19 protein-coding genes are annotated in these 23,991 nt (G+C 40.1%); 10 read left to right on the top strand and 9 right to left on the bottom strand.

What is annotated here, in order from left to right:
- Positions 1–30: 30 nt before the first annotated feature.
- Positions 31–840, bottom strand: a complete 810-nt coding sequence (locus HL290_RS07285; protein ID WP_198496404.1) for an enoyl-CoA hydratase — start codon at positions 838–840, stop codon at positions 31–33.
- Positions 841–1,127: 287 nt separating this feature from the next.
- Between HL290_RS07285 and HL290_RS07280 the strand changes: the two genes are divergently transcribed.
- Positions 1,128–2,099 (top strand): NAD(P)H-dependent flavin oxidoreductase, encoded by a 972-nt coding sequence (locus HL290_RS07280; RefSeq protein WP_004642382.1) that lies wholly within the window; start codon positions 1,128–1,130, stop codon positions 2,097–2,099.
- A 72-nt stretch (positions 2,100–2,171) separates the two neighbouring features.
- On the opposite strand, the gene HL290_RS07275 is transcribed toward HL290_RS07280, so the two are convergent.
- The 6 genes from HL290_RS07275 to HL290_RS07250 all read right to left on the bottom strand — a co-directional run bounded on the left by HL290_RS07275 (position 2,172) and on the right by HL290_RS07250 (position 8,737).
- On the bottom strand, positions 2,172–3,338 hold the full coding sequence (locus tag HL290_RS07275) for an MFS transporter (protein WP_198496049.1): 1,167 nt from the start codon (positions 3,336–3,338) through the stop codon (positions 2,172–2,174).
- Between the two features lie 64 nt (positions 3,339–3,402).
- Positions 3,403–4,245, bottom strand: a complete 843-nt coding sequence (locus tag HL290_RS07270; protein WP_003651129.1) for an IclR family transcriptional regulator — start codon at positions 4,243–4,245, stop codon at positions 3,403–3,405.
- Positions 4,246–4,352: 107 nt separating this feature from the next.
- Positions 4,353–5,558, bottom strand: coding sequence for a 3-oxoadipyl-CoA thiolase (locus HL290_RS07265; RefSeq protein WP_198496048.1), 1,206 nt, complete (start codon positions 5,556–5,558; stop codon positions 4,353–4,355).
- Between the two features lie 14 nt (positions 5,559–5,572).
- Complete coding sequence (locus tag HL290_RS07260) at positions 5,573–7,096, bottom strand: 3-hydroxyacyl-CoA dehydrogenase (RefSeq protein ID WP_198496047.1); 1,524 nt, start codon at positions 7,094–7,096, stop codon at positions 5,573–5,575.
- Positions 7,097–7,157: 61 nt separating this feature from the next.
- The gene (locus HL290_RS07255) at positions 7,158–7,919 is read right to left on the bottom strand and encodes an SDR family oxidoreductase (RefSeq protein ID WP_045436176.1); all 762 of its coding nucleotides are present in this window, start codon (positions 7,917–7,919) and stop codon (positions 7,158–7,160) included.
- A gap of 29 nt (positions 7,920–7,948) precedes the next feature.
- Positions 7,949–8,737 carry an enoyl-CoA hydratase gene (locus tag HL290_RS07250; RefSeq protein ID WP_198496046.1) on the bottom strand — a complete coding sequence of 263 codons (789 nt, stop codon included), beginning with the start codon at positions 8,735–8,737 and terminating at the stop codon, positions 7,949–7,951.
- Between the two features lie 311 nt (positions 8,738–9,048).
- On the opposite strand from HL290_RS07250, the gene HL290_RS07245 reads away from it, so the two are divergent.
- Genes HL290_RS07245 through HL290_RS07220 form a run of 6 tightly spaced genes read left to right on the top strand, consistent with a single transcriptional unit; the run spans position 9,049 to position 15,506 of the window.
- On the top strand, positions 9,049–10,203 hold the full coding sequence (locus tag HL290_RS07245) for an acyl-CoA dehydrogenase family protein (protein WP_133746304.1): 1,155 nt from the start codon (positions 9,049–9,051) through the stop codon (positions 10,201–10,203).
- A gap of 58 nt (positions 10,204–10,261) precedes the next feature.
- Positions 10,262–11,545 carry an MFS transporter gene (locus tag HL290_RS07240; protein WP_198496045.1) on the top strand — a complete coding sequence of 428 codons (1,284 nt, stop codon included), beginning with the start codon at positions 10,262–10,264 and terminating at the stop codon, positions 11,543–11,545.
- 47 nt (positions 11,546–11,592) lie between these two features.
- Complete coding sequence (locus HL290_RS07235; RefSeq protein WP_045436185.1) at positions 11,593–12,261, top strand: 3-oxoacid CoA-transferase subunit A; 669 nt, start codon at positions 11,593–11,595, stop codon at positions 12,259–12,261.
- Complete coding sequence (locus tag HL290_RS07230) at positions 12,261–12,914, top strand: 3-oxoacid CoA-transferase subunit B (RefSeq protein WP_045436187.1); 654 nt, start codon at positions 12,261–12,263, stop codon at positions 12,912–12,914. Before HL290_RS07235 ends, HL290_RS07230 begins: the two co-directional genes overlap by 1 nt.
- A gap of 38 nt (positions 12,915–12,952) precedes the next feature.
- A complete protein-coding gene (gene dcaP, locus HL290_RS07225) occupies positions 12,953–14,269 on the top strand; it encodes an outer membrane trimeric porin-like protein DcaP (protein ID WP_198496044.1) in 1,317 nt (438 codons plus the stop codon).
- 19 nt (positions 14,270–14,288) lie between these two features.
- Entirely contained in the window at positions 14,289–15,506 is a 1,218-nt protein-coding gene (locus HL290_RS07220; RefSeq protein ID WP_003651145.1) for an MFS transporter, read from the top strand.
- Positions 15,507–15,526: 20 nt separating this feature from the next.
- Here the strand turns inward: HL290_RS07220 and HL290_RS07215 are convergent, their stop codons facing one another.
- Positions 15,527–15,976, bottom strand: a complete 450-nt coding sequence (locus HL290_RS07215) for a PaaI family thioesterase (protein WP_198496403.1) — start codon at positions 15,974–15,976, stop codon at positions 15,527–15,529.
- A gap of 305 nt (positions 15,977–16,281) precedes the next feature.
- Between HL290_RS07215 and HL290_RS07210 the strand changes: the two genes are divergently transcribed.
- Both HL290_RS07210 and HL290_RS07205 read left to right on the top strand, forming a co-directional pair.
- On the top strand, positions 16,282–18,084 hold the full coding sequence (locus tag HL290_RS07210) for an acyl-CoA dehydrogenase C-terminal domain-containing protein (protein ID WP_198496043.1): 1,803 nt from the start codon (positions 16,282–16,284) through the stop codon (positions 18,082–18,084).
- 197 nt (positions 18,085–18,281) lie between these two features.
- A complete protein-coding gene (locus HL290_RS07205) occupies positions 18,282–19,085 on the top strand; it encodes a thioesterase family protein (protein ID WP_198496042.1) in 804 nt (267 codons plus the stop codon).
- A gap of 73 nt (positions 19,086–19,158) precedes the next feature.
- Here the strand turns inward: HL290_RS07205 and HL290_RS07200 are convergent, their stop codons facing one another.
- Positions 19,159–22,641 (bottom strand): indolepyruvate ferredoxin oxidoreductase family protein, encoded by a 3,483-nt coding sequence (locus tag HL290_RS07200; protein ID WP_198496041.1) that lies wholly within the window; start codon positions 22,639–22,641, stop codon positions 19,159–19,161.
- A 204-nt stretch (positions 22,642–22,845) separates the two neighbouring features.
- Here HL290_RS07200 and HL290_RS07195 point away from each other — a divergent pair, with 204 nt between their 5' ends.
- The gene (locus HL290_RS07195) at positions 22,846–23,787 is read left to right on the top strand and encodes a LysR family transcriptional regulator (RefSeq protein WP_045436204.1); all 942 of its coding nucleotides are present in this window, start codon (positions 22,846–22,848) and stop codon (positions 23,785–23,787) included.
- Positions 23,788–23,991 lie beyond the last annotated feature (204 nt).

The following is a 23,991-nucleotide window of genomic DNA, read 5'->3' as shown; positions in this document are numbered from 1 at the left end:
TGATTGCTGGCCTTTTTCATAAGCTATATTTCAAATGACGTGCTTATGAAAATTCGGTTTTCTTTTTTCTTTGAAGGCGCTTAGGGCTTCTTTAAATTCTTCACCTTGCAAACAATGAGAAAAAATAGTCGACTCATGATCAATACGATTTAATAGATCATCAATAGGCATATCTCTTAATAATTTTTTGCTGAGCTGTAAAGCTTGACTTGGTTTATTTGCGAGTTTGGTTGCCGTATCTTCAACAAATTGATCAAGCTCGTTTTCTTCGCATACGTTATTTACTAAACCATAATTTTTAGCTTGTTGTGCCGAAAATTTCTCGCCCAGTAAAATAATTTCAGAAGCTCGAGCGAAACCTAATAATCTCGGTAAGATGTAACTAGAACCTGCTTCAGGCACAAGTCCGAGATTCACAAAAGGAAACTGAAAAATAGAGTTTTGACTTGCATTTACGAGATCACAATGTAAAAGCATGGTGCTGCCAATGCCAATTGCTACACCATTTACTTTAGCAATAATCGGCTTTGGAAACGTTGCTAAGCTTTTTAGAAATACAATTGAAGAGGGTGGTTCGGTACTGGTTGTATTACGCGTTTCGAATGCATTTACGTCATTGCCACTGGTAAATGCAGACCCTTCGCCTGTGAGTATAACCACATGAACTTCTTGATTGATTGCTGCCTCATCTAATGCCTGACTGAGTGCAGAATACATTTCATAATTAATCGCATTCTTTTTGGTGGGATTGCTCATCGTTAGCGTGAGTATATTTTTATCTAAATGTTGCTTAATCACGCCTATTTTCAATTTATTTTGACTCTTATCATCCTGCTGCATCATTCATTCCTTTTATTTAACTATTTGAAAAATATTTGCTTTATTGTTGATTCAAACCAAATATTCTTAGACAGATCTGAAATTAAAACTTTAAATTAATAAGATGATCCTATCGAAAACAAGTTCCATTATCAATTAATTTGTTTTATATTATGGTATAAAATTTTGTAATGCGAAATTTAAAACTTTATGCGTTTAGAAATGTTTACAGGATTTATTGGTAATAAAGTACCTAGACATGCTAAGGAAATCAGAAGCTAGGTATATAAAAAGTGAGTGGAAATAATATGAAGACGAAAATTACAGAATTATTTGAAATTGAGCACCCGATTATTCAAGGCGGTATGCATTATGTCGGTTTTGCGGAGCTTGCTGCTGCGGTTTCAAATGCAGGTGGATTAGGCATTATTACTGGCCTGACGCAAAGAACACCTGAAAATCTAGCAAAAGAAATTGCACGCTGTCGAGAAATGACTGATAAACCTTTTGGTGTAAATTTAACTTTCTTACCTACCGTAAATACACCAGATTATCCGGGTTTTGTAGAAGCAATTATTAAGGGCGGAGTCAAGGTTGTAGAAACAGCGGGTCGTAATCCTGAACAGGTCATGCCTTATTTAAAGGCTGCTGGAATTAAAGTTATTCATAAATGTACATCGGTTCGACATAGCCTAAAAGCCCAACAAATTGGATGCGATGCAGTTTCTGTAGATGGTTTTGAGTGTGGTGGGCACCCTGGTGAAGATGATGTACCGAATATGATTCTATTGCCTTTAGCAGCCGATGCATTAGAAATTCCATTTGTTGCTTCAGGAGGTATGGCGGATGGACGTTCACTCGCGGCAGCTTTAGCCATGGGGGCAGATGGAATTAATATGGGAACGCGTTTTATTGCAACTCAAGAAGCCCCAGTACATGCAAATGTGAAACAGGCAATTCTGAATGCAACTGAAAGAGATACCCGTTTAATTATGCGAGCTTTACGCAACACTGAGCGTGTGCTGAATAATGTGGCCGTCGAAAAAATTGTAGCGAAAGAAAAAGCGCTTGGCGACAACATTAAATTTGAAGATATTATTGAAGAGGTTGCAGGGGTTTATCCTAAAGTTATGATAGATGGCGATGTAAATGCCGGAGCATGGTCATGTGGGTTAGTTGCAAGTTTGATTCATGATATTCCGACCTGTGATGAATTGGTCAGCCGTATTGTCAAAGATGCAGAAGATATTATTCGTGGACGTTTATTAGGGCTTTTATAAAATTTAACTTTAGCTCATAACGTTGATTACGAAATTATTGAAAGTTATTCGTTTAAGATCAGTACAAGCTTGCTAGTTGTGCTGATCTTTTGCATCGGCGATACAATAATAAAGACAAAAGACGGCAAAAATTAAGCCTAAAATACAGACACCCGTCCAACCAAAATGTTTCCAAGCGTAGCTTCCAGCTGTGGTGCCTAAAGCTCCACCTGCAAAATAACCAGTCATATAAATCGCATTAAAACGCGAACGTAATTCTTGATTGAGCTTAAATACAATACTTTGATTGGTGACATGAACTGCGGAAAGTGAAGCGTATAGAATGAGTAAGGCAATAATATAAAAGATGAAATGGTAGGGTAAAAGTGAAAAAAGAATCCAACTTAGAATAAGCCCTACGCCGCAATAAATTGAAATTTTGTGGATATACTCTTGGTCAATAAATTTGCCTGAAAAATTGGCAACGAAAGTTCCTAAAACACCAACAAAACCGAAAAGCCCAATCGTAAAGTCACTAAAAAAATAGGGAGCCAAAAGTAATGACATGGTGGTAAAGGTTAAGCTCACACAAGCAAATGTAAAACCACCAATATAAGTTCTGGTTCTTAAACGTCGATTTTGGATAAAAATTTGTGGAAGTGAGCGGATGGTTTTCGCATAGTTTTCAGATTTGGTGGGTGGGAACAATCCAATACTACGGTGCAAAATGATGGCGATAACCAGTAATAAAAAGCCACTGACCAGATAAATCACATTCCATGCAAAAAGCGTAGACATTAGACCTGATAGGGAGCGAGCGAGTAAAACCCCCATCATGAGACCACTCAGTAAAAAACCAACAACACGACCACTTTGTTGAATGGGAACCAGACTTGCGGCGAGAGGTAATAGAAGCTGAGCTGAACTGGAAAATAGACCGGTAATGATTGTACCTAGTAAGAGCAGATAAATATTGTGTGAAAAACCACTAATAATTAATCCACTTGCAGCCAGTAACATAAAGATGAAGAGCAGTTTACGCTTTTCTAAAATGTCTCCTAATGGCATTAAAAAGAGTAAGCCACAAGCATAGGTAATCTGGGCTAAAGTAGGCACCCATGCTGTGGTAGTTTCGGTTAAATTTAAGCTTAAACTAATCGAATGAATAAGTGGTTGGCTAAAATAATTTCCGCCTGTACAGATGCCTGCTGCAATAGCCATTAAAATAATGGTTGGGGTATAGAGTGCGTTTTTCATCATGCCTATTGTCATAATGAAAGAGGAACTTTAACCATCACAACCATTACTTTTCTAAGTACGGTTGTTAGTGCGTTTCATTCAAAGCATCTTGAATATTGTGCACCATATGGATTAAACGTGGTCCAATTTCACCTTCAAGTTTTTCCGGATTTAAATGGAAACTTGGCGCACCACAGTTAAAGACATAAAGACCGTGTTTAGAGCTGACTAATGGTACAGCGACCGAGTTCACTTCTTTATGCCATTCACCTAAAGACAAACAATATCCGTAATCTTGATAATCTCGGAAAGCTCGTTCTAAAGAGCGTTTGATGGCAGGCCAGTTTTCAGCGTTCTTTTGTTTAAGTGCATCAAGTAAAAAATTACGTTCACGTTCAGGAGTCGCCGCTAAGCATGCTCTTCCCATTGAACTACTATGAAGTGGCAAAGTTGAACCAATTGGACGACGCATATTTAATGCAGTTTCAATTTGTACCACATCGATATACACCATATTTAATCGGTCACGTGTTGCCATTGCCACAGGGGCTTGCACATATTGACTCATCTCTTCCATATATTGATGAGCAATAGTACGGATAGAGATATTCGACAATGCTGCATATCCTAAAGATAAAACACCAATGTCTAGGGTATATTTGGTCGAATTAGGCAATTGTTTTAAATAACCTAATGACACAAGGGTATTGGTAATACGGGCAATAGTCGGTTTAGGTAAACCTGTCATTTTTGCGAGTTCTTGATTTCCAAGTACCTGATTATTTGCAGAAAAGCAGCGTAAAAGTTCTAAACCACGTGCTAAGGAAGCGATAAATTGAGGGTTATTTTCCCGATGAATATGTGAAATAGGATCTAGGCGTATCTCATCAAAATTTATTGGTTGTTCAGTTTTTGAATTCTGAGACATTCGATCCTCAAATATAATAAAGCAAAGTTTTGCTATTATATTTCGCTCTGCAAAATAAATCCATTCATCACTGCGCTGTTGTGATGAATGGATATCTGGTTTGGTAATTATGAAACGTTTTCAATCACCATAGCGAGGCCTTGACCCACACCAATACATAGGCTTACGACAGCATATTTCTTTTTACGACGAATGAGTTCACGTGCCACAGTTAAAGCAAGACGGGCACCAGAAGCACCAAGTGGATGACCAATAGCAATTGCACCGCCATTTGGATTTACGCGAGAGTCATCAAAATCAACATTTAAGCCTTTTAAGCAAGATAAAACTTGTGAGGCAAAAGCTTCATTAATTTCAATAATATCCATGTCATCTAAAGTCAGCCCTGCACGTGCAACTGCCTTTTTAATGGCTTCGATAGGGCCGGCCCCCATAATACGGGGTTCAATACCCGCTGCCGCTGCTGACAATATTTTTGCCATAGGCTTTAAGCCATATTTTTGACCTGCAGCTTCTGAACCAATCAAGAGTGCCGCAGCGCCGTCATTAATGCCTGAAGCGTTCCCAGCAGTCACTACACCACCTTCAAACAATGGTTTTAATTTTGTAAGTGCTTCAACAGTCGAGCTTGGGCGAGGGTGTTCATCTTCAGAAACCAGTTTTGGTGGTAGCTTTTTACCTTGGAAAACCTCAATTGGGGTGATTTCACCCGCAAAGAAACCTTCTTCTTTGGCTTTTTGATATTTGGCTTGTGACTGAGCTGCAAATAAATCGGCTTGCTCTCGTGTAATACCAAAGTCGGCAGCAACATTATCGCCCGTTTCAGGCATTGAATGACCGCCGTACTGGGCAATAATTTTTTTATTCGGAAAACGAGAGCCAATCGTGGTGTCATAAATTTTAGCATCACGGCTATAAGCACTTTCCGCTTTACCCATCACAAAGGGTGCACGTGACATACTTTCTACACCACCTGCAATATATAACTCACCTTCACCACAAGTAATGGCACGCGCAGAGTCAATTACGGCACCTAAACCACTGGCACATAGACGGTTTACGGTTTGACCGGGTACGGTTACTGGTAAACCTGCAAGTAAAAGTGCGTTTCTCGCAACATTACGGCTATCTTCACCTGCTTGGTTGGTATCACCCAAAATTACATCTTCAATATCAGCACCCGGAACACCAGTTTTTTCAAGTAACTTTTGAATGACTGTCGCTGCTAAATCATCTGGACGAATTGAGGCAAGTTCACCTGCATGGCGACCAATTGGGCTACGTAAACCATCATAAATATAAGCATTTAACATTGAGAAGTTCCTTTTCAAGACTCATGAGTAAAAGTAAGAGGTAAATTAAGCGCGACGCGACGTTGTAACCATGGGCTAGGGCGATAGCGCGGGTCATGGGTAAGTGCTGTTATACGGTTGAGAATGAGTAAGATTTTTTGACTACCGACTTGGTCGCCCCACTCAATTGGGCCAAATGGGTAGCCTAAACCAAGACGCACTGCCGCATTAATATCATCTACTGTTGCAATATTTTGCTGTGCAATATCGCAGCCTAAATTAATGACCATGGCTAAAACACGCTGAGCAACGAACCCGATACTTTCAGCAATCATGCTGACCGTATTTCCATCTAAATTGAAAATAGAGTGAGCTGCCTGACGGTAGTCAGCTTTTGTGACAAGTGAAGGCATTAATGTGCGATGTTTTGCAATGCCATATAACATGTCTATAGCAACTGCTTGTTCTGGATTAACGCCTAGGCGTATAGCTGCTTGAGTTGTGTCTTCGCCGTAACAAGCGAGTAAACATAAACTGTCTGATTGCGGTGCAGAGCCAGTATCTAAGGCAATATTTTGCTGAGTTAAATAATCTTCAAGCTGCTTTTTATCATCAGAGAAATCTGCTGCTACCCAAACTTTTGGATATTGCGCTAAACGGTCTACAAACTTGGCGGGTTGTTCACCTGTTTTTGAACCAGTTTCATAATTATAAAAACCTTGATTAACCTTGCGTCCGAGTTGTTTAGCCTCCAACATTTGTTTGGTTAACGGGTTAGGTTTGTAGCGTGCTTCTTCATAATATTGATGGTAAATCGACTCCATGACAGGATGAGAAACGTCAAGCCCCGTTAAGTCCATTAGCTCGAAAGGTCCCATTCTAAAACCAACACCGTCACGTAAAATTCGGTCAATTTCACTAATGTCGCAGACATTTTCATTTAGAATTTTTAAAGCTTCGGTTCCGTAAGCTCGTCCAGCATGATTAATAATAAATCCTGGTGTGTCCTTAGCAACCACAGGGCGGTGGCCGAATGCACGAGACAAGCTATTTAAAGCAGCGATAATAAGTGGATCGGTTTTTAAGCCTCGAATGACCTCAACAACTTTCATGAGTGGAACAGGGTTAAAGAAATGGTAGCCCACCACACGTTCAGGTTTTTTGCAGTTTGCAGCAATTGCCGTAATAGAAAGAGACGATGTGTTGGAAGCTAGGATGGTATTTTCGGAAACAACCTCTTCAAGTTGTTGCATCAAACTTTGTTTGATATCCAAACGTTCAACAATAGCTTCAATAATCAAGTCGCAATCTTTTAAATCTTCAATTTGTTGCGCAACAATTAAATGACTATTTGCCGATGCTGCTTGTTCAGCCGTAATTTTATTTTTGTCGACTAACTTTTGAAATGTAGCAGCAAGTTGTTCTTTTGCTTGTTCTGCTGCACCTGCCTTAGCATCATATAAATAAGTGGTATGTCCAGATTGTGCAGCAATTTGAGCAATACCACTGCCCATAATACCTACACCAATCACAGCCATGCTTTTAATATCATAAGTCATGTCGATCATCCTGATTATTGATCTGTATTTGAAATTAAGCGGATAAATAGGGGTTGGTGATTTAACTTAAGCATTGTTTATCACCATCAATTGGTAAGATCTGGCCTGAAATAGAACGCCCACTATCTGAGGCTAAAAATAGGCATAAATCTGCGATATGTTTCGGATTTACAAAATATTTGAGCGACTGATTTTTAAGTGCATTTTGTGTGACCTTCTCAAGAGAATTTTGGGCTACATCTGCGCGGGCCTGTAGAACGCGTTGGACACGGTCACCATCAACAGCACCCGGAAGAATCGCGTTAACTCTAATATTATCTGCACCGAGTTCCATAGAAAGTGTTTTGGTAAAACCAATAAGTCCCCATTTTGAGGTGGAATACGCCAAACGATATGGATAGCCTAAGCGACCTGCAATTGATGACATATTAATAATGACACCAGCACCTGATTGCTTTAACAAGGGAATCGCTAATTGAGTAATTAAAAAAGTGCTATTCAGATTCAAATTAATAACCGTATTCCAGTCATCAAAACTCAGTTCATCTGCCGCAATGGTCGGGCCTGAAATGCCTGTGTTGTTCACTAAAACATCAATGTGTCCAAGTTTTTTGATCGCTTCGGCAAACATAAGCTTAATTTGCTCAGGCTCTGCTAAATCACATGCGTGTATGTGCAACTTTGGATAATCTTTGTGAAACTGTTCTAGGCTTTTAGCATTGATATCACAAATGAAAACTTCATCATCGTTGTTTAAAAATGCCTCAGCAATGCAGCGTCCAATCCCTGAACCACCTGCACTAATAAATACTTTTTTAGCCATTTTCATTCCTTTGTTGTTATCTATTTAAATTATTTACCTTGATAAGACGGTTTACGCTTTTCAATAAAAGCTTGAACACCTTCATTTTTATCTTCGGTAGAGAACAGCAGTTGGAATGCTTTACGCTCTAGGGTTAAGCCAGCATTTAATGGAACATCTTCGCTCATGAGTGCAACTTCTTTAATTTGCTGCAAGGCGATAGGTGGCATTTTTGCTAGGCTTTGCGCCATTTGAATAGCGGTTGGAATAGTTTGGTCGTCTTCTGTCACTTGTGAAACAAGCCCAATGATATAAGCTTCTTCAGCCTTCACCATGGCACCTGTCATAATCATGCGCATAGCATGAAATTTACCGACTGCACGAAACAAACGCTGTGTGCCACCAGCACCTGGCATTAAACCAACTTTAATTTCTGGTTGTCCAAAAACTGCACTTTTACCGGCAATAATAATGTCGGCATGCATTGCCAACTCACAGCCACCACCCAACGCATAGCCATTTACAGCCGCAATCACTGGTTTAGGGCACTGGGAAATTGCGTTCCAATAACGTTCAGTGTGACGTAATAGCATTTCTGTTGAAGTTGCTGTTGCCATTTCTTTTAAATCTGCACCTGCGGCAAAAACTTCATTTCCGCCAGTGAGTACAACCGCATTGATCTGATCGTTAAAACTTAATTCGGAAAAAATTTGGGCTAATTGCTTACGAACTTCCCCATTTAAGGCATTTTTAGCTTCTGGGCGGTTAATTTTTACAATCGCTATTTTTTGAATGGTGTAATCAACATCTACGAAATTATTCCCTATTTCTTTGCTCATTTTTGCATTCCTTGTTTCGCATATCAAAACTATATTCCTTTTATGATGCTTATTTTGGAATTTATTTCAAGTCTTATTTATTTAAATAGAGCAATTGTGATCTCTTAAGAAGTGTAAGTGATTGATATTGTGTATTGGTGTGTTTTTAAATTTCGTTAAACGAAATTAATTTTCAAAAAAGCTTGAAATTTGTGTTTTCGTTCTCGTACTATGAAACGAATCCGCCGTAAACAAGATTTAAAAGTTGGTATCTATACAAGCTGGAATTGGCTGATGGGTACGATGGAAATACATAAGAAGGGAGATCACAGATGATCCGTGATGAAGGGATGTTGGAGCAATTACTTTCAACAATTAGAGATTTTGTAAAAAATGAATTGATCCCTCGTGAAAACGAAGTGGTAGAGAAAGATAAAATTCCGGATGACATCGTGCAGCAAATGCGTGAACTCGGTTTGTTCGGACTCACAATTCCAGAAGAATATGGTGGCTTAGGCATCACCATGGAAGAAGAAGTAAGAGTCGCATTTGAACTTGGGCAAACCTCACCAGCTTTCCGTTCTTTAATTGGTACCAATAACGGAATTGGTTCAAGTGCAATTTTGATTGATGGCACAGAAGAGCAAAAGCAAAAATATTTACCACGTTATGCAAGTGGCGAAATTATTGGTTCATTTTGTTTAACTGAACCTGAGTCAGGGTCGGATGCAGCCTCTTTAAAAACTAGTGCAGTAAAAGATGGTGATTTTTACGTTCTAAATGGTACTAAGCGTTTTATTACCAATGCGCCACATGCTGCAACTTTTACGGTAATGGCACGAACCAATCCTGAAATTAAAGGATCGGGTGGTATTTCAGCCTTTTTAGTAGAAGCCAACACACCCGGCATTACTTTAGGGAAAATTGATCAAAAAATGGGACAAAAGGGTTCTCATACCTGTGATGTCATTTTTGAAAACTGCCGTGTACCTGCGTCTGCGCTGATTGGTGGTGTAGAAGGTGTTGGTTTTAAAACGGCCATGAAAGTGCTTGATAAAGGCCGTTTGCACATTGGCGCATACAGTGTGGGCGTTTCTGAGCGTATGTTAAATGATGCTCTTCACTATGCAATTGAGCGTAAACAGTTCGGTCAACCTATTGCTAACTTCCAGCTTATTCAAGCGATGCTCGCCGACTCAAAAGCCGAGATTTATGCAGCTAAATGTATGGTTCTAGATGCCGCTCGCCGTCGTGATAATGGTGAAAACATTAGCACCGAAGCATCTTGTGCCAAAATGTTTGCAACCGAAATGTGTGGTCGAGTCGCAGATCGCTGTGTACAGATTCACGGTGGGGCAGGTTATATCAGTGAATATGCCATTGAACGTTTTTATCGCGATGTCCGTTTGTTCCGCTTATATGAAGGAACTACGCAAGTTCAACAAATTATTATTGCCAAAAACATGATTAGGGAAGCTACAGCCTAATAAAAAATCAAATGCCATGAGGCATTGGATGCCTCATGTTCCTTCTGAGGATATGGACATGACAACAGAAACAATTACGCAAAATACGGCTAGCAGTGAAGCTATTCAAACGCCGAAAAAGATTTGGATTACAGCATTTATATTCGCTTTTTTAACATTGTTATGTGATGGGGCTGACTTAGGTTTTTTGGCATTGAGCCTTACTAGTCTTAAAGCAGAGTTTCATTTAACTGGCATTCAAGCCGGAACTTTAGGCAGTTTAACACTTTTAGGTTCAGCCGTCGGTGGCCTGATTGGTGGTTGGGCATGTGACCGTTTTGGACGGGTTCGCATTATTGTGTTCTTTATTGCTTACTCTTCAGTCTTAACCTGTGCGCTTGGTTTTACGGATTCTTATATGCAGTTTGCCATCTTAAGAACCTTTGGAGCGATGGGCTTAGGCGCACTTTATATTGCCTGTAATATTTTAATGTCAGAAATGGTTCCAACCAAACATCGCTCGACTGTTTTGGCAACCCTCATGACTGGTTATACCTTGGGTTCTTTATTAGCGACCTTATTGGCAGGCCATATTATTCCTGAACATGGCTGGCGTTTCCTGTACTGGATTGCAATTACCCCTTTGGTGTTGTCAATTTTGATGCACTTTTGTGTGCCTGAACCTGAATCATGGAAAAAATCTCGTCAGTTAAAAGCTTTGGAAGTGGCCCAAAGTACTCACCCTAAAAAACGTCAAAACCCATATCTTGAGATTTTAAGAGATAAAAAACATGGCACCATGTTTGTTCTTTGGATTATTAGTACAGGCGCTTTACAGTTTGGTTATTACGGCGTAAGTAACTGGTTACCAGCTTATTTAGAGTCTGATCTAGGCATCAAGTTTAAAGAAATGGCCATGTATATGGTCGGTACCTTCCTGATTATGATGTTTGCCAAAGTGATTGCAGGCATTGTTGCAGATAAATTGGGTCGCCGTGCTGTGTTTGCATTTGGAACCATTGGTACAGCACTGTTTATTCCAGTCATTGTCTATTTGAATACACCCACTAATATTTTATGGATGATGCTGTTCTTTGGGTTCCTTTACGGTATTCCATATGCCATTAATGCCACCTATATGACTGAAAGCTTCCCAACTTCGATTCGTGGTTCTGCGGTGGGGGGAGCCTATAACATTGGTAAAGTGCTTTCAATTTTCTCTCCATTAACGATTGGTTATCTGTCTCAAAGTGGTTCTATTGGCTTAGGGCTCTTGGTGATGGCTGCTGCGTACTTTATCTGTGGCGTGATTCCATTGTTATTTATTAAAGACCGACTATTTAACCCGCAAAAGGCAGAGTGACAGATCAATCTGTCACCTTAAATTAAGGATGAAAAGGGACAAGTGAGATGATAAATAAAATCACCAGTGACATTGAACCGATTTTAAAAGCTATTCCTGATGGAGCAACCATCATGACGGGCGGGTTTGGTGTTACGGGGCAACCTGCTGAATTAATTGAGGCCTTAATTGATTTAGGAAAAAAAGAACTCACCATTGTAAATAACAATGCAGCTTCGGGTGATCGTGGTTTAACAAATCTGATTATTGCTGGATGCGTTAAAAAAATGATTTGTTCATTTCCAAAATCTGCGGGATCAACTGTTTTTCAAGACTTATATCGAGCGGGAAAAATTGAGTTAGAGCTGGTTCCACAAGGGAATTTGGCATGTCGTATTCAGGCAGCAGGTGCAGGTCTAGGCGCTATTTTTACTCCAACGGGATATGGCACCAAAGTTGCCGAAGGTAAAGAAACCCGAACCATTAATGGTAAAAATTATGTGCTTGAATATCCACTTGAAGCTGATTTTGCACTCATTTATGCAGATAAGGCCGACCGCTGGGGCAATTTAACTTACCGCAAAGCGGCCCGTAATTTTGGCCCAATTATGGCAAAAGCTGCAAAAAACACCATTGTTCAAGTTAATGACACCGTAGAGCTAGGAACGCTTGACCCAGAGTGCATTATCACACCAGGAATTTTTGTTCAGCACGTTGTAAAAGTAGGAGATATCTAATGTCAGTTCAAAAGCGTTCTCGTGAAGATATTGCCAAACTGATTGCAAATGACATTCCAGAAGGTTCTTATGTCAATTTAGGTATTGGCCTGCCTACCAACGTTGCCAAATTTTTGCCAAAAGACAAAGAAATCTTTTTACATTCGGAAAATGGTGTGTTGGCTTTTGGTCCACCGCCACAACCCGGCGAAGAAGACCAAGATTTAGTCAATGCTGGAAAAGAACTTGTCACTTTATTAGACGGTGGATGCTTTATGCATCATGGTGACTCGTTTGACATTATGCGTGGTGGCCATTTAGACATATGCGTGATTGGTGCATTTCAAGTTGCTGTAAACGGAGATCTGGCAAACTGGCATACCGGCAAACCAGATGATGTACCGGCAGTAGGTGGTGCCATGGATTTGGCGGTTGGAGCTAAAACGATTTACGTCTATATGGAACATGTCACCAAAAAAGGTGAGTCCAAGATTGTAAAGGAACTTACATATCCAATGACTGGTGAGCAGTGTGTAAACCGTATTTATACCGATTTATGCATTATTGAACTCAAAGATCAAAAAGCTTATGTGACGGAAATGGTAGACGGCTTAAGTCTTGATGAATTACAGGCAGTCACGGACTGTGAACTGATAGATGCACGTGTAGCCTAAATTACACACGGAAAAAACGCTTCTTTAAGGATTAAAAGATGAAAAAATTAATTTTAGCTGCAGCTTGTGCTGCGGCTTCAGGGACTGTTTTTGCAAATTCTTCAGATAATACAGAACAAAGAATTAATTTGCTGGAAACCGAGCTGCAAAAGTTAAAAGCAGAACTTGCAGCTCAAAAGCAAACTCAAAATAATTTACAAGTCAAACAGGTAAAAATTGAAGAAAACATCGAAAAGAATAAAACAGTTGAGCCTACTAAGCCTATTGCTCCGTCATGGGTGACTTGGACCGACAATGTTAAGGTTTATGGTATTGCCCGTATTGATGCGGCGGTCGATTTTAAATCTTCACCTGATTCGGGGGGGAGAACAACCAGCAGTCTGTACCGAACACCTTTTGAGAGTGAAAAACGTTCAAATCATGCGCGTTCTGATGCCATGATTAATGCAAGCAGATTAGGTGTTTATTTTAATAGTCCAAATAAAGCAGTGACGGGAAATATTGAAGCCGATTTCTTTGATAGCTCTAACATGGGAACGGGTGATGGTAAATTCCGTATTCGACATGCATTTTTCACCTATAAAGACTGGACATTTGGTCAAACATGGTCGCTCATGTCCAACATGGAAACACGTACTGAAGCCGTCGATTACACGCAATTTGTGGGAACTTCCTATACACGGACGCCTCAAATTCGCTATGACTGGAAAATAGATGCCAATAATGATTTAAAAGTAGCCTTGGAATATACAGGTTCGAGAGTCTCGGCATTTCCAACTTTAACGGGGCGCTATAGCTTTAAACAAGGTCCTTTAACGGCACTTGCTCAAGGTTTTATTAACGAGAAGTCAGCAGATGTAGCAACCGCAACAGTGAAGAAAGTAAGTTGGGGCGCAGGTGGTGGGTTAAAATACCAATTAACGCCACAGCAATCGGTGCAAGCAAATTATCAATATATTGTTGGTGATCAAAAGTTTATGCCGTATACCACGCAAAGCGGCTTGGCTAATTCAACAAGTTTAAATGCAGCGGGTGATTTTTCTTTAAATGAAGAAAAAACAGATTTAGTTATGAATAAACTCAATAGCGTAAATATTGGTTATTCATATAAATTCAATGAGCAATGGCGTGCAAACTTATCGGCTTCAATGTTTGATTATGATGATGATACGGCTTATGCAAAACTCAATCCCGATGCCAATAAGCGTTTAACGGACTATGCTGCTAACGTCTTTTATTCGCCTATTGAACAAATGGATATCGGTATGGAATACCATCAAGGTAAACGAGAAGTCTTTGATGGCAGAACAGCCGATGTGTCACGTGTAAACTTTGTGTCGATGTATAAATTTTAAAATAGGGCGTAATTAAAAAATGGAAAAAATAGTTCGACCCGATGCAGACAATATTTTGTCAAAAAGCTTTATTTTTATCATGGCGATGACATGCGGGATTTGTGCGGGCTCGAACTATTATAACCAGCCTTTAATTTATTCAATTGCCAAAGCCTTGCAGGCTAATGCCGAGCAAGTGGCTTTAACCATTGTGATTGGACAACTGTCTTATGCAGTTGGTCTGTTTCTATTGGTACCACTCGGTGATTTCTTTGAAAAGCGTAGTTATATTTGTTTGCTCATGTGTTGTACGGGGCTTGCACAAGTGGGGCTTTCTTTTAGCCAAACCTTGCCAGTCTTATATGGCTTTACCTTTTTAGCGACATTCTTTTCTATTGCAACTCAAGTTTTGGTTCCATTTGCCGCAGGTTTGGCAGGTCCGAAAAAAAGCCCGCAAGTTGTAGGGACTCTCATGAGTGGTTTGTTCTTGGGAATTTTATTGGCGCGCTCTATTGCGGGTTTACTTTCTACGGTTTGGTCTTGGCATGCCGTTTATTTAATTAGTGGCATCGTCATTCTGTTTTTTGCTTGGATCATGTGGTCAAAATTACCAGTTGCACGTAAATCCCATCAACTCAATATTCTACAAATTTACAGTTCATTATTTTCATTAGCGGTACATCAACCTCATCTGCTTCGCCGTGGTTTTGCTGGAGGAATTGGCTTTGGTATTTTGGCTCTTATTTTTACAACCATGACATTCCTTTTAGCCAATGCTCCTTACCATTTTAATGATTTCCAAATTGGTCTATTTGGAATTGTCGGGTTAGCTGGTGTGTTTGCCACACCGTGGGCGGGTAAGAAAATTGCAGCGGGACTTGAGAATAAAGTTGCACTGGTTAGCATGGTTTTATTAATTACTGCATGGATACCACTATTTTTTGCACAGCAATCTTTAGTGGCCTATGCGGTTGGCGTAATTATGGCTTACTTTGGGCTGTCTGCATTTCATGTACTCAATCAAAATCTGGTGTATCGAATTTCTGCACAGGCGCGTTCCCGCATTAACTCAATTTATATGACGCTCTATTTCGGTGGAGCTGCCTTGGGCTCTTTTATTGCAGTTTATGCATGGAAACACTGGGGATGGGAAGCCTGTGTAGCCTTAGGTATAAGTCTAGCCATTGTGAGTTTTATGATTGATCGCTTAGATTTCTATGAGATGGACAAAATTGCCAAGCAAGAAAAAGCTCCATAAGGAGGAGCTTAACAAGGCTTTTATTTTCTAATAATCATTAATGTGGCTGTGGCAAAAGCATATACTTTTTCATTTTCATCCACGATTTTACCTTCGGTGCTAATAATATTGCGCCCCGCATTAATCAACTCGGCCTTTGCGTAGTAAGAGGTATCAACTTGCATAGGACGAATCATTTTTACATTCAAATCAATAGTCCCATAACCCACTCCATGTTCGAGTAGAGTATGCGCAGCACTTCCTGTAGCTGTATCTAAAGCTGTGGCACAAAAGCCGCCGTGTACACCACCTTGTATGTTTCGATGTTCTTGTCTAGGAGTAACTTTATAAGTGGCTTTACCTTCGGAAACTTCTACTAATTGCATAGGGATGGTGTGAGCCATAGGCGATGGAGAAACTTCGCCATTTTTTAAAGCTGTTAAAAATTCAAGACCTGTGTATTTCGGGCTATCCATAAATCGTCCTTGGATGATTAAGCAATGTAATAACAATACTATAAATTGGTTTTTTACGGAATAAAATTTTGCAGTACAAAATTAAAATAGTAACCAGTTTTTTGTTTTTGCACGTATAAAATTAATAAAAGTACTTAAATACAACATATTAAATATTTAATGGATATTTTTACTAGTTAAATTTTATGAAAATAGTGAAAACTAGTTTTGCTATAAGAAATTTTTTGATATTTTGGTTGAGTTGAAAAAATAAAAGTCTATTCAAGGAAAAAACATATCTGCCTGCATGAAACAGACAGTGAAGTGAAAGGGAAAAAATTATGCCTTTATACAAAGCTCCATTACGTGATATGCAATTTGTTCTGCATGAAATGCTTCAAACAGAAGGGAACTACCAACGTTTAAGCAAATATCAGGAAAGCGTAAATCGAGAATTAATTGATCAATATTTAGAGGCAGCAGCAGATTTCTGCGAAAATGAATTGGCACCTATTAATCAAAATGGCGATCAAGAAGGGTGTCATTTAAATCAAGGCGTAGTGACTACACCGAAAGGTTTTAAAGAAGCCTACCAAAAATATGCCGAACTTGGGTTTACCTCTCTAACCGCCGACCCTGAATATGGTGGGCAGGGCTTACCAACACTATTACGCATTGCGATTTCTGAAATGTTGTGTGGTTCTAACTGGGCTTGGGCAATGTATCAAGGGTTATCTCATGGTGCGATGAGAACAATTGAACACCACGGAACGGAACAGCAAAAGCAGCAGTTTTTAACCAAGTTAATTAGTGGAATCTGGACTGGAACCATGTGTTTAACCGAATCACATGCGGGCTCAGACCTTGGGTTAATTAGAACCAAGGCTGAACCAAATCCGGATGGTAGTTACTCAATTACTGGGGAAAAGATTTTTATATCGGCAGGTGAACACGATCTTTCTGAAAATATTATTCATATTGTTTTAGCTCGATTACCTCAGGCACCCTCAGGCACAAAAGGTATTTCTTTGTTTATCGTGCCTAAATTTAATGTAGATGATGAAGGTAATTTGCAAGATCGCAATCAGGTGGTCTGTAGTGCGATTGAACATAAAATGGGTATTCACGGAAATGCCACCTGTGTTCTTAATTTTGATGGTGCTCAAGGTTATTTGATTGGTCCGGAAAATCGTGGGCTGAATTGTATGTTTACCTTTATGAATACGGCACGCATTGGAACGGCAGTACAAGGGCTCGCTGCTTCTGAAATTTCATTTCAAGGCGCATTAAGTTATGCCAAAGAACGCCTCGCCATGCGTTCATTATCTGGTCCAAAATATCCAGAAAAGAATGCCGATCCGATTATTGTGCATCCTGCCGTGCGTTCAATGTTAATGACACAAAAAGCATTTGCTGAAGGTGGACGTGCGCTAGCTTATTTTCTAGCTCAACATGTAGATATTGTTGAAAGTTCAGCCGATCAAGAACAGCAAAAACAGTCCGATAATCTACTGGCTTTTTTAACGCCTATTGCTAAAGCTTTTTTAACTGAGTCTGGTAATGAGTCTGCAAAACATGGTGTTCAGGTATTTGGTGGGCATGGGTTTATTGTTGAGCATGGAATGGAGCAAATTGTACGCGATGCACGCATTTCAACCTTGTATGAAGGAACAACCGAAATCCAGTCTTTAGATTTGCTTGCACGTAAAGTCTTAAATTCAGAAGGCAAGCTCTTGAAGAATATGACGGATTTAATTGATCAATTCATTCTTCAACATCAAGCAAATGTTGCACTGAAACCTTATTTAGAAAAATTAGATGAACTTAAGCAACAATGGTTATCGCTCACTACAACAATTGCCGAAAAAGCGAAGCACAATCCAGAAGAAATTGGCGCGGCCTCTGTAGATTATCTTTATTTTTCTAGTTACGTCGTGTTTGCCTATCTTTGGGCTCGAATGGCTCAAGTTGCCCATGAAAAATTGGCATTAGGTACACAAGAGGAAGCTTTTTATAAGGCGAAGCTAAGCACAGCTAAGTTTTTCTATCAAAAACTTTTGCATCGTACACAAAGTCATGCTGCCGCAATTGAGTCAGGAGCTGAATCTGTCATGGAGCTTGATCAAGAGGCTTTTGCATTCTAACAAATAGTAGTTTTTGAGAATCAATGGATGAAATTTTCATGTGGAATTTTACCCATTGATTAAATTTGTAACTTTAGACTCATGAGTTTTTGGTAGGAAAAACCAATTTAGCCAAGGGAATAGACCATTAATATAAGCATTAAAACGTGAACTTTCATTAAATATTGATGTTCGATAAGGACTAAGGAAAGAAAATCATGAATGCTTATTATCAATTACTGAATAGATCAATTGGTCCTGAAGGTGAGGTCATTGCTCATTATTGCTCAACTGTTCATGCACAAGGCACTTGGAACCCCCATGAACAGCATATGGCACCAGCAAGTGGCTTAATAGCAGTGGAGTTAGAGCAGTTTTCACCACGACAAGGCATGAGAATTGGTCGAATTAGTTTTGATATTTTCGGTCTTATTGCATTTGGTGAATTTACAATTAAGACCCAAGTGATTCGTGCCGGAAAAACAATTGAGCTAATAGAAGCTGAAATGCAAGCACAAGGTAAAACCTGTATTGTTGCCAGAGCATGGCGAATGTGTACTCAAGACAGTTCCGATATTGCTGGGCTTGAAGATCAACTAATTCATCATCCAGACTCTTTTACAGAGTGGAAGGGTATGAAAAGATGGCCGGGTGGTTTTATTCAAACACTAGTGACAAAAATTGATGATCAGCATCGCGCAGGCAAAGGTATTGTTTGGCTCAATAATGATAAAGAAATGGTTGAAGGGCAGCCGACAACAGATTTCGCACACTTAATTGGAATGGTGGATACCGCAAACGGAATTGTGCCAAGACAAGAAGGTGAGTTTACGTGGGGCTTTCCAAATCTTGATTTGCAAATCCACATGCATCGTTATCCGCAAGGTAAATGGTTAGGTTTGGAAACTGTTCAGCAATATGGATCGGATGGGATTGGCTTAACCAGTGCAGTTTTACATGACCTCTATGGCCCATTTGGAAGAAGCGAGCAGATTTTAACTTTACGTAAGATGGCCAAATAAATATTTGAACCCATAAAAAAGTCATCCCTAAGGATGACTTTTTTATTTTGAGATTTAATTTTTAAGCAATTTCTTAGCTACGAACTTTAATGAGTGTTGGTGTAAGCTCGTCCCAACGCTGTTTTGCTGCATCCATTGCTTTCATTTTGATATGTCCATAACCACGAACTTCTGCTGGTAATTTTGCAATTTGTTCAGCAACAGCTAAGTTATGATTTTCTGGAGCTTCAACCAGTGCTTCAACAAATGCGATGTAACGATCACGCCATGCTTGTTCGTGTTGACGTTCTTCTTGGCGCGCAAATGGGTCAAGGAAAGTTTCACGAAGCCATTGTAGGCGAGCAAGCATCATCATTGGGAAGCGCATCCAATAACCAAATGCACGTTTACGAACATTTTGTAGACCACCTAATAGTGCTGGTGGAGCAAGATGGTAAGTTAAACGTAGGCCTTTACCGAATTGTGTTTCAATCGATTCTTTGAAGCTTTTACCTGTTAACAGGCGTGCAACTTCATATTCATCTTTATACGCCATGACTCTATAAAGCTGGGTTGCAATCGTACCAGTTAATTCTTCTGGTAACTTTTTAGCAGCTAGTTCTACCAGCGTACGGTATTTAGTTGCATAAGCGTCATTCCAATAGTCTGTCAGACGAGTAGAGCGGTCTTCAACAAGTTCAGCCAACGTTTGCGGCGTTTTGGTTTTTGGCATTGCCGCAAGTAAACGTGCAGCTAAAGTTGGGTCACTTGCAAGGTGACAACCCACACGGAAAGCTTCGATATTCTTTTCAACAGCAGTACCATTTAACTTAATTGCTTTTTCAATGCTTTCACGTAAGAGCGGAATACGACCAGATTGCCATGCCATACCGAGTAATAACTGGTTGGTATAGATTGCATCGCCCAATAGTTGTGTTGCAATGCGAGCTGCTGGTAATGAAACCAATTGACCTTGACGAACACGACCTCGAAGACGATCAATTAAATCGGTAATAGGCGCATACCAGTCACGAGATTTAATAAATTCAGAAGTCGGCGTGCTGTCTTCATTGACAATGACTAAAGCATCATCTCTTAAGCGAGAAAGTGCGGCACTACCGCCAGCAACTACGGCATCGGCACCAATCAGTAATTCACATTGTCCTGCTGGAATTTTGGTAGAAGAGATTTGATCATCACTTGCTGCAAGTTGTACGTATGAATAAACCGTACCACCTTTTTGCGCAAGACCTGCCATGTCCATAACACGTGTTGCTTTACCTTCTAGGTGCGCAGCCATACCAAGGAGTGCACCAATAGTCACAACACCTGTACCACCGATACCACCGACCATAATACGACTTGGAACATCATATAACTGAGGAATGATTGGTGATGTTGGCCAGCCTGCGCCAATTCCTTCAAATTTAGCTGGACGTTTCATATCACGTGTATGAACAGTCACAAAACTTGGGCAGAACCCTTCAGCACAAGTGAAATCTTTATTACAGCTACTTTGGTTAATTTGACGCTTAGTACCTAAAGCTGTCTCTACTGGCTCAATAGATAAACAGTTTGATTTTTTCGAACAGTCGCCACAGCCTTCGCAAATATCACTGTTAATGTATAAACGCTCAGCTGGGTCAGGGTAGGCATCACGTTTACGGCGACGGCGTTTTTCACTGGCACAGGTTTGTACATAAATTAAAGCGGTCACACCTGAAACTTCACGCAACTCACGTTGAACAGTATCGAGTTCATTACGGTGGCGAATTTCTACACCCGGTGCAATGCCGTCTTCTTCGTTTAATAGTTTAACTTCATCAGTGACAATAACTTGTTTTTTGATACCTTCGGCAGCAAGCTGACGAGTTAACTGCGCAACGCTCAAATGTCCATCTACATGCTGACCACCTGTCATAGCGACCGCATCGTTGTAGAGGATTTTATAGGTAATATTAGTTTTTGCAGCGATAGACTGACGAATTGCTAAGTAACCTGAGTGGAAATAGGTTCCATCACCAAGGTTAGCAAAAATGTGTTTTTCATTGGTAAATGGCGATGCACCGACCCAGCTTACACCTTCACCACCCATTTGAGAGAACGTTTCGGTACCACGGTCAAGTGAAACGGCAATATAGTGGCAACCAATACCACCTAGCGCACGGCTACCTTCAGGAACTACTGTTGAAGAGTTATGTGGGCAACCACTACAGAAATAGGGTTTACGCTCAGCAAGATCGATTACACGTTTTGATTCTTGCTCTGCTTTTAGCAGTAAGTCGATTCTGCTTTGGATTAGTACTTTTAGGCTTTCTGGAATATCAAGTTTTAAGAAGCGAGCAGCCAGCATTTTTGCAATAGGTTCAGGCTGGTACTCATAATGACCAATGAGTGGTGCTTCCTCAATAGAGGTACTCCATTCACCTTTACCATCAGTTGCTTTACCAATCACATGTGGGCGTTTGCCATCAGGAAGTGAATACAGCTCATCTTTAATTTGTGCTTCAATAATTGGACGTTTTTCTTCAATAACGATCAGTTCTTGCAAACCTTCTGCAAATTCACGAACGCCTTGAGGTTCTAAAGGCCAAATTAGACCAACTTGATAAACACGTAGCCCAAGCTGTTGGGCAGTTTCATCTTCAATACCTAAAATGCGTAAGGCTTCAATCGTATCTAAATAGCCTTTACCACTTGCGGCAATACCAATACGGGCATTTTCACAAGGCCATGTTACGGTGTTGATTTTATTCGCGCGTGCATAGGCCAAAACAGCAGGTAAGCGATATTTATAAAGACGTTCTTCTTGCTGAATGCCATGATCTGGCCAACGAATATTAACGCCGTCGGCAGGGAAATTAACATCTTCTGGTATAACGGGATTAACTCGGTCTAGATCAACATGAACTGAAGCAGAAGTTTCTACAATTTCACTGACTAGCTTCATTGAAGACCAAAGGCCAGAAAAACGTGAAACAGCAATGGCGTGTACACCAAAGTCTAAAATTTGTTGAACGGATGTTGGGTAGAAAATTGGAATACCACAACCAATCATGACATGTTCAGACTGGTGAGGAATTGTAGAAGATTTACAAGAGTGGTCATCACCAAATAAAGCAACGACACCACCACGTTCAGAGGTACCAGCTAAGTTCGCATGGCGGAGTACATCGCCTGAACGGTCAACACCCGGGCCTTTACCATACCACCATGAAGACACTCCATCATATTTGCCTTGGCCTGAAAGATTAACTTGTTGCGTACCCCAAATTGCGGTAGCAGCCAAGTCTTCATTTACACCAGGTTGAAATACAACATTATGGGATTTAAGTAATCCTTGAACTTGCCAAAGGAAACTATCATAGTTACCAACAGGAGAACCGCGATAACCAGAAATAAAACCAGCAGTATGATAACCATTAATCGCGTCACGGCGAGTCTGAGCAAGAGGCAATCGAACAAGTGCCTGAATGCCGGTCATATATGCTGTACCGTTATCACTTATATATTTATCTTCAAGTGACACATCCTTTGTTGCAATAATATTTGGAGTGACTTTTGTAGCTATGTTCATTTATATCTCCTTAGAATTTTTAGTAGCTCGGACTACTTTCTTTTTTCAACATCCAGTTGAATATTTGGAGCAAGTGACATACGAAATAAAAAAAGATCGGTTCCTCTTCTTAAAAAGAATTAGTGCCAATGTATGTACATTTAGTCATTGTGGTTGATCTAAACTGGTGCAACAATCCGTAATTTAGGAAAACATATTTACGTTATGCGCAAAAATCTCGATGGTGGACTATTGCATGCGATGCATGCATTCCTGAAAGTGATTGATAGCGGGAGTTTCACAGCAGCAGCTGAGCAGATGGATCTGACCACAGCACAGGTTTCACGTCTTATCAGCGAGCTAGAAACACGCTTAGGTACAAAATTAATACAACGCTCAACGCGCCAGCAGGCTCTGACCGATATTGGTGCAACTTATGCAGAGCGCTGTCGCCAAGTCATTTCAATAGTGGATGAAGCAGAATCAGAAGTAACAGGAACGGCATCTAAACCGAAAGGGCGTTTACGTGTATTAAGCATGGGAAGCTTTGGGCATCACTATGTTTTTCCAGTCATGGCCGAGTTTTGCAAAAATTATCCCGAGTTAACGGTGGAATATACGACATCACAGTACGTTCCGGACCTGTTGGCGAAAGGGGTAGACGTGAGTCTCTATCTCACTGAATCTTTAACAGATTCCCGCTTTGTTGCCCGCAGAATTGGCACTATTTTTTCTGTTTTATGTGCATCACCTGCGTATTTAGAAAAACATGGTGTTCCTAAGTCGCCCGAAGATTTAAAAAACCATGCTTGTTTACGCTTAGTAAACCCGTCGATTACAGCAGATTGGCACTTGTTAAATGCAAATGGTGAGTCTTACCAAATTGATATTGGTGGGCAACTCATTGCAGATAACCCAGAATTATTATTAGATGTTGTACAGCAGGACATGGGCGTGGCGTTATTGCCGATGTTTTCGGCTTTAGAGGCAGTTCAAAATGGAAGATTATGCCATATCTTGCCTGAGTGGCGTTCGCCCGATATTGGGGTTTATACCTTATTGCCTTCACGTCATTTTATTGATGCCAAAACGCGTGCATGGTTGGATTGGGTGGAAGAATATATTTCGCCAAGAATTGAAATGGATGCATCTTATTTTTATAAATAATGAGATAAATTTTTTAAGGATTAAGATAGAAAAGGATGAACAATAATACGGATTAGAATAAAAATAGGGTAGAGAGTGCTTCTGTTGAGAGGGGCATTTAATACAGAGATTAATTCAAAATTTTAAATAAATTGCATGAGGGATAGTCCCAATTTCTGAATGAAATGAGATAAAGATTAAACGCCATGATCTGGTACTCGGCCT

The organism is Acinetobacter sp. AC1-2, assembly GCF_016124155.1.
In the GTDB taxonomy this organism is placed as follows: domain Bacteria; phylum Pseudomonadota; class Gammaproteobacteria; order Pseudomonadales; family Moraxellaceae; genus Acinetobacter; species Acinetobacter calcoaceticus.
Note: the sequence above shows the minus strand (reverse complement) of the source record. Positions and strands in the feature narration are given on the sequence as shown.

Coding starts and splice junctions, on each gene's coding strand:
- HL290_RS07285 (WP_198496404.1), bottom strand. CDS start 840: ATGCAGCAGGATGATAAGAGTCAAAATAAATTGAAAATAGGCGTGATT.
- HL290_RS07280 (WP_004642382.1), top strand. CDS start 1,128: ATGAAGACGAAAATTACAGAATTATTTGAAATTGAGCACCCGATTATT.
- HL290_RS07275 (WP_198496049.1), bottom strand. CDS start 3,338: ATGATGAAAAACGCACTCTATACCCCAACCATTATTTTAATGGCTATT.
- HL290_RS07270 (WP_003651129.1), bottom strand. CDS start 4,245: ATGTCTCAGAATTCAAAAACTGAACAACCAATAAATTTTGATGAGATA.
- HL290_RS07265 (WP_198496048.1), bottom strand. CDS start 5,558: ATGTTAAATGCTTATATTTATGATGGTTTACGTAGCCCAATTGGTCGC.
- HL290_RS07260 (WP_198496047.1), bottom strand. CDS start 7,096: ATGACTTATGATATTAAAAGCATGGCTGTGATTGGTGTAGGTATTATG.
- HL290_RS07255 (WP_045436176.1), bottom strand. CDS start 7,919: ATGGCTAAAAAAGTATTTATTAGTGCAGGTGGTTCAGGGATTGGACGC.
- HL290_RS07250 (WP_198496046.1), bottom strand. CDS start 8,737: ATGAGCAAAGAAATAGGGAATAATTTCGTAGATGTTGATTACACCATT.
- HL290_RS07245 (WP_133746304.1), top strand. CDS start 9,049: ATGATCCGTGATGAAGGGATGTTGGAGCAATTACTTTCAACAATTAGA.
- HL290_RS07240 (WP_198496045.1), top strand. CDS start 10,262: ATGACAACAGAAACAATTACGCAAAATACGGCTAGCAGTGAAGCTATT.
- HL290_RS07235 (WP_045436185.1), top strand. CDS start 11,593: ATGATAAATAAAATCACCAGTGACATTGAACCGATTTTAAAAGCTATT.
- HL290_RS07230 (WP_045436187.1), top strand. CDS start 12,261: ATGTCAGTTCAAAAGCGTTCTCGTGAAGATATTGCCAAACTGATTGCA.
- dcaP (WP_198496044.1), top strand. CDS start 12,953: ATGAAAAAATTAATTTTAGCTGCAGCTTGTGCTGCGGCTTCAGGGACT.
- HL290_RS07220 (WP_003651145.1), top strand. CDS start 14,289: ATGGAAAAAATAGTTCGACCCGATGCAGACAATATTTTGTCAAAAAGC.
- HL290_RS07210 (WP_198496043.1), top strand. CDS start 16,282: ATGCCTTTATACAAAGCTCCATTACGTGATATGCAATTTGTTCTGCAT.
- HL290_RS07205 (WP_198496042.1), top strand. CDS start 18,282: ATGAATGCTTATTATCAATTACTGAATAGATCAATTGGTCCTGAAGGT.
- HL290_RS07200 (WP_198496041.1), bottom strand. CDS start 22,641: ATGAACATAGCTACAAAAGTCACTCCAAATATTATTGCAACAAAGGAT.
- HL290_RS07195 (WP_045436204.1), top strand. CDS start 22,846: ATGCGCAAAAATCTCGATGGTGGACTATTGCATGCGATGCATGCATTC.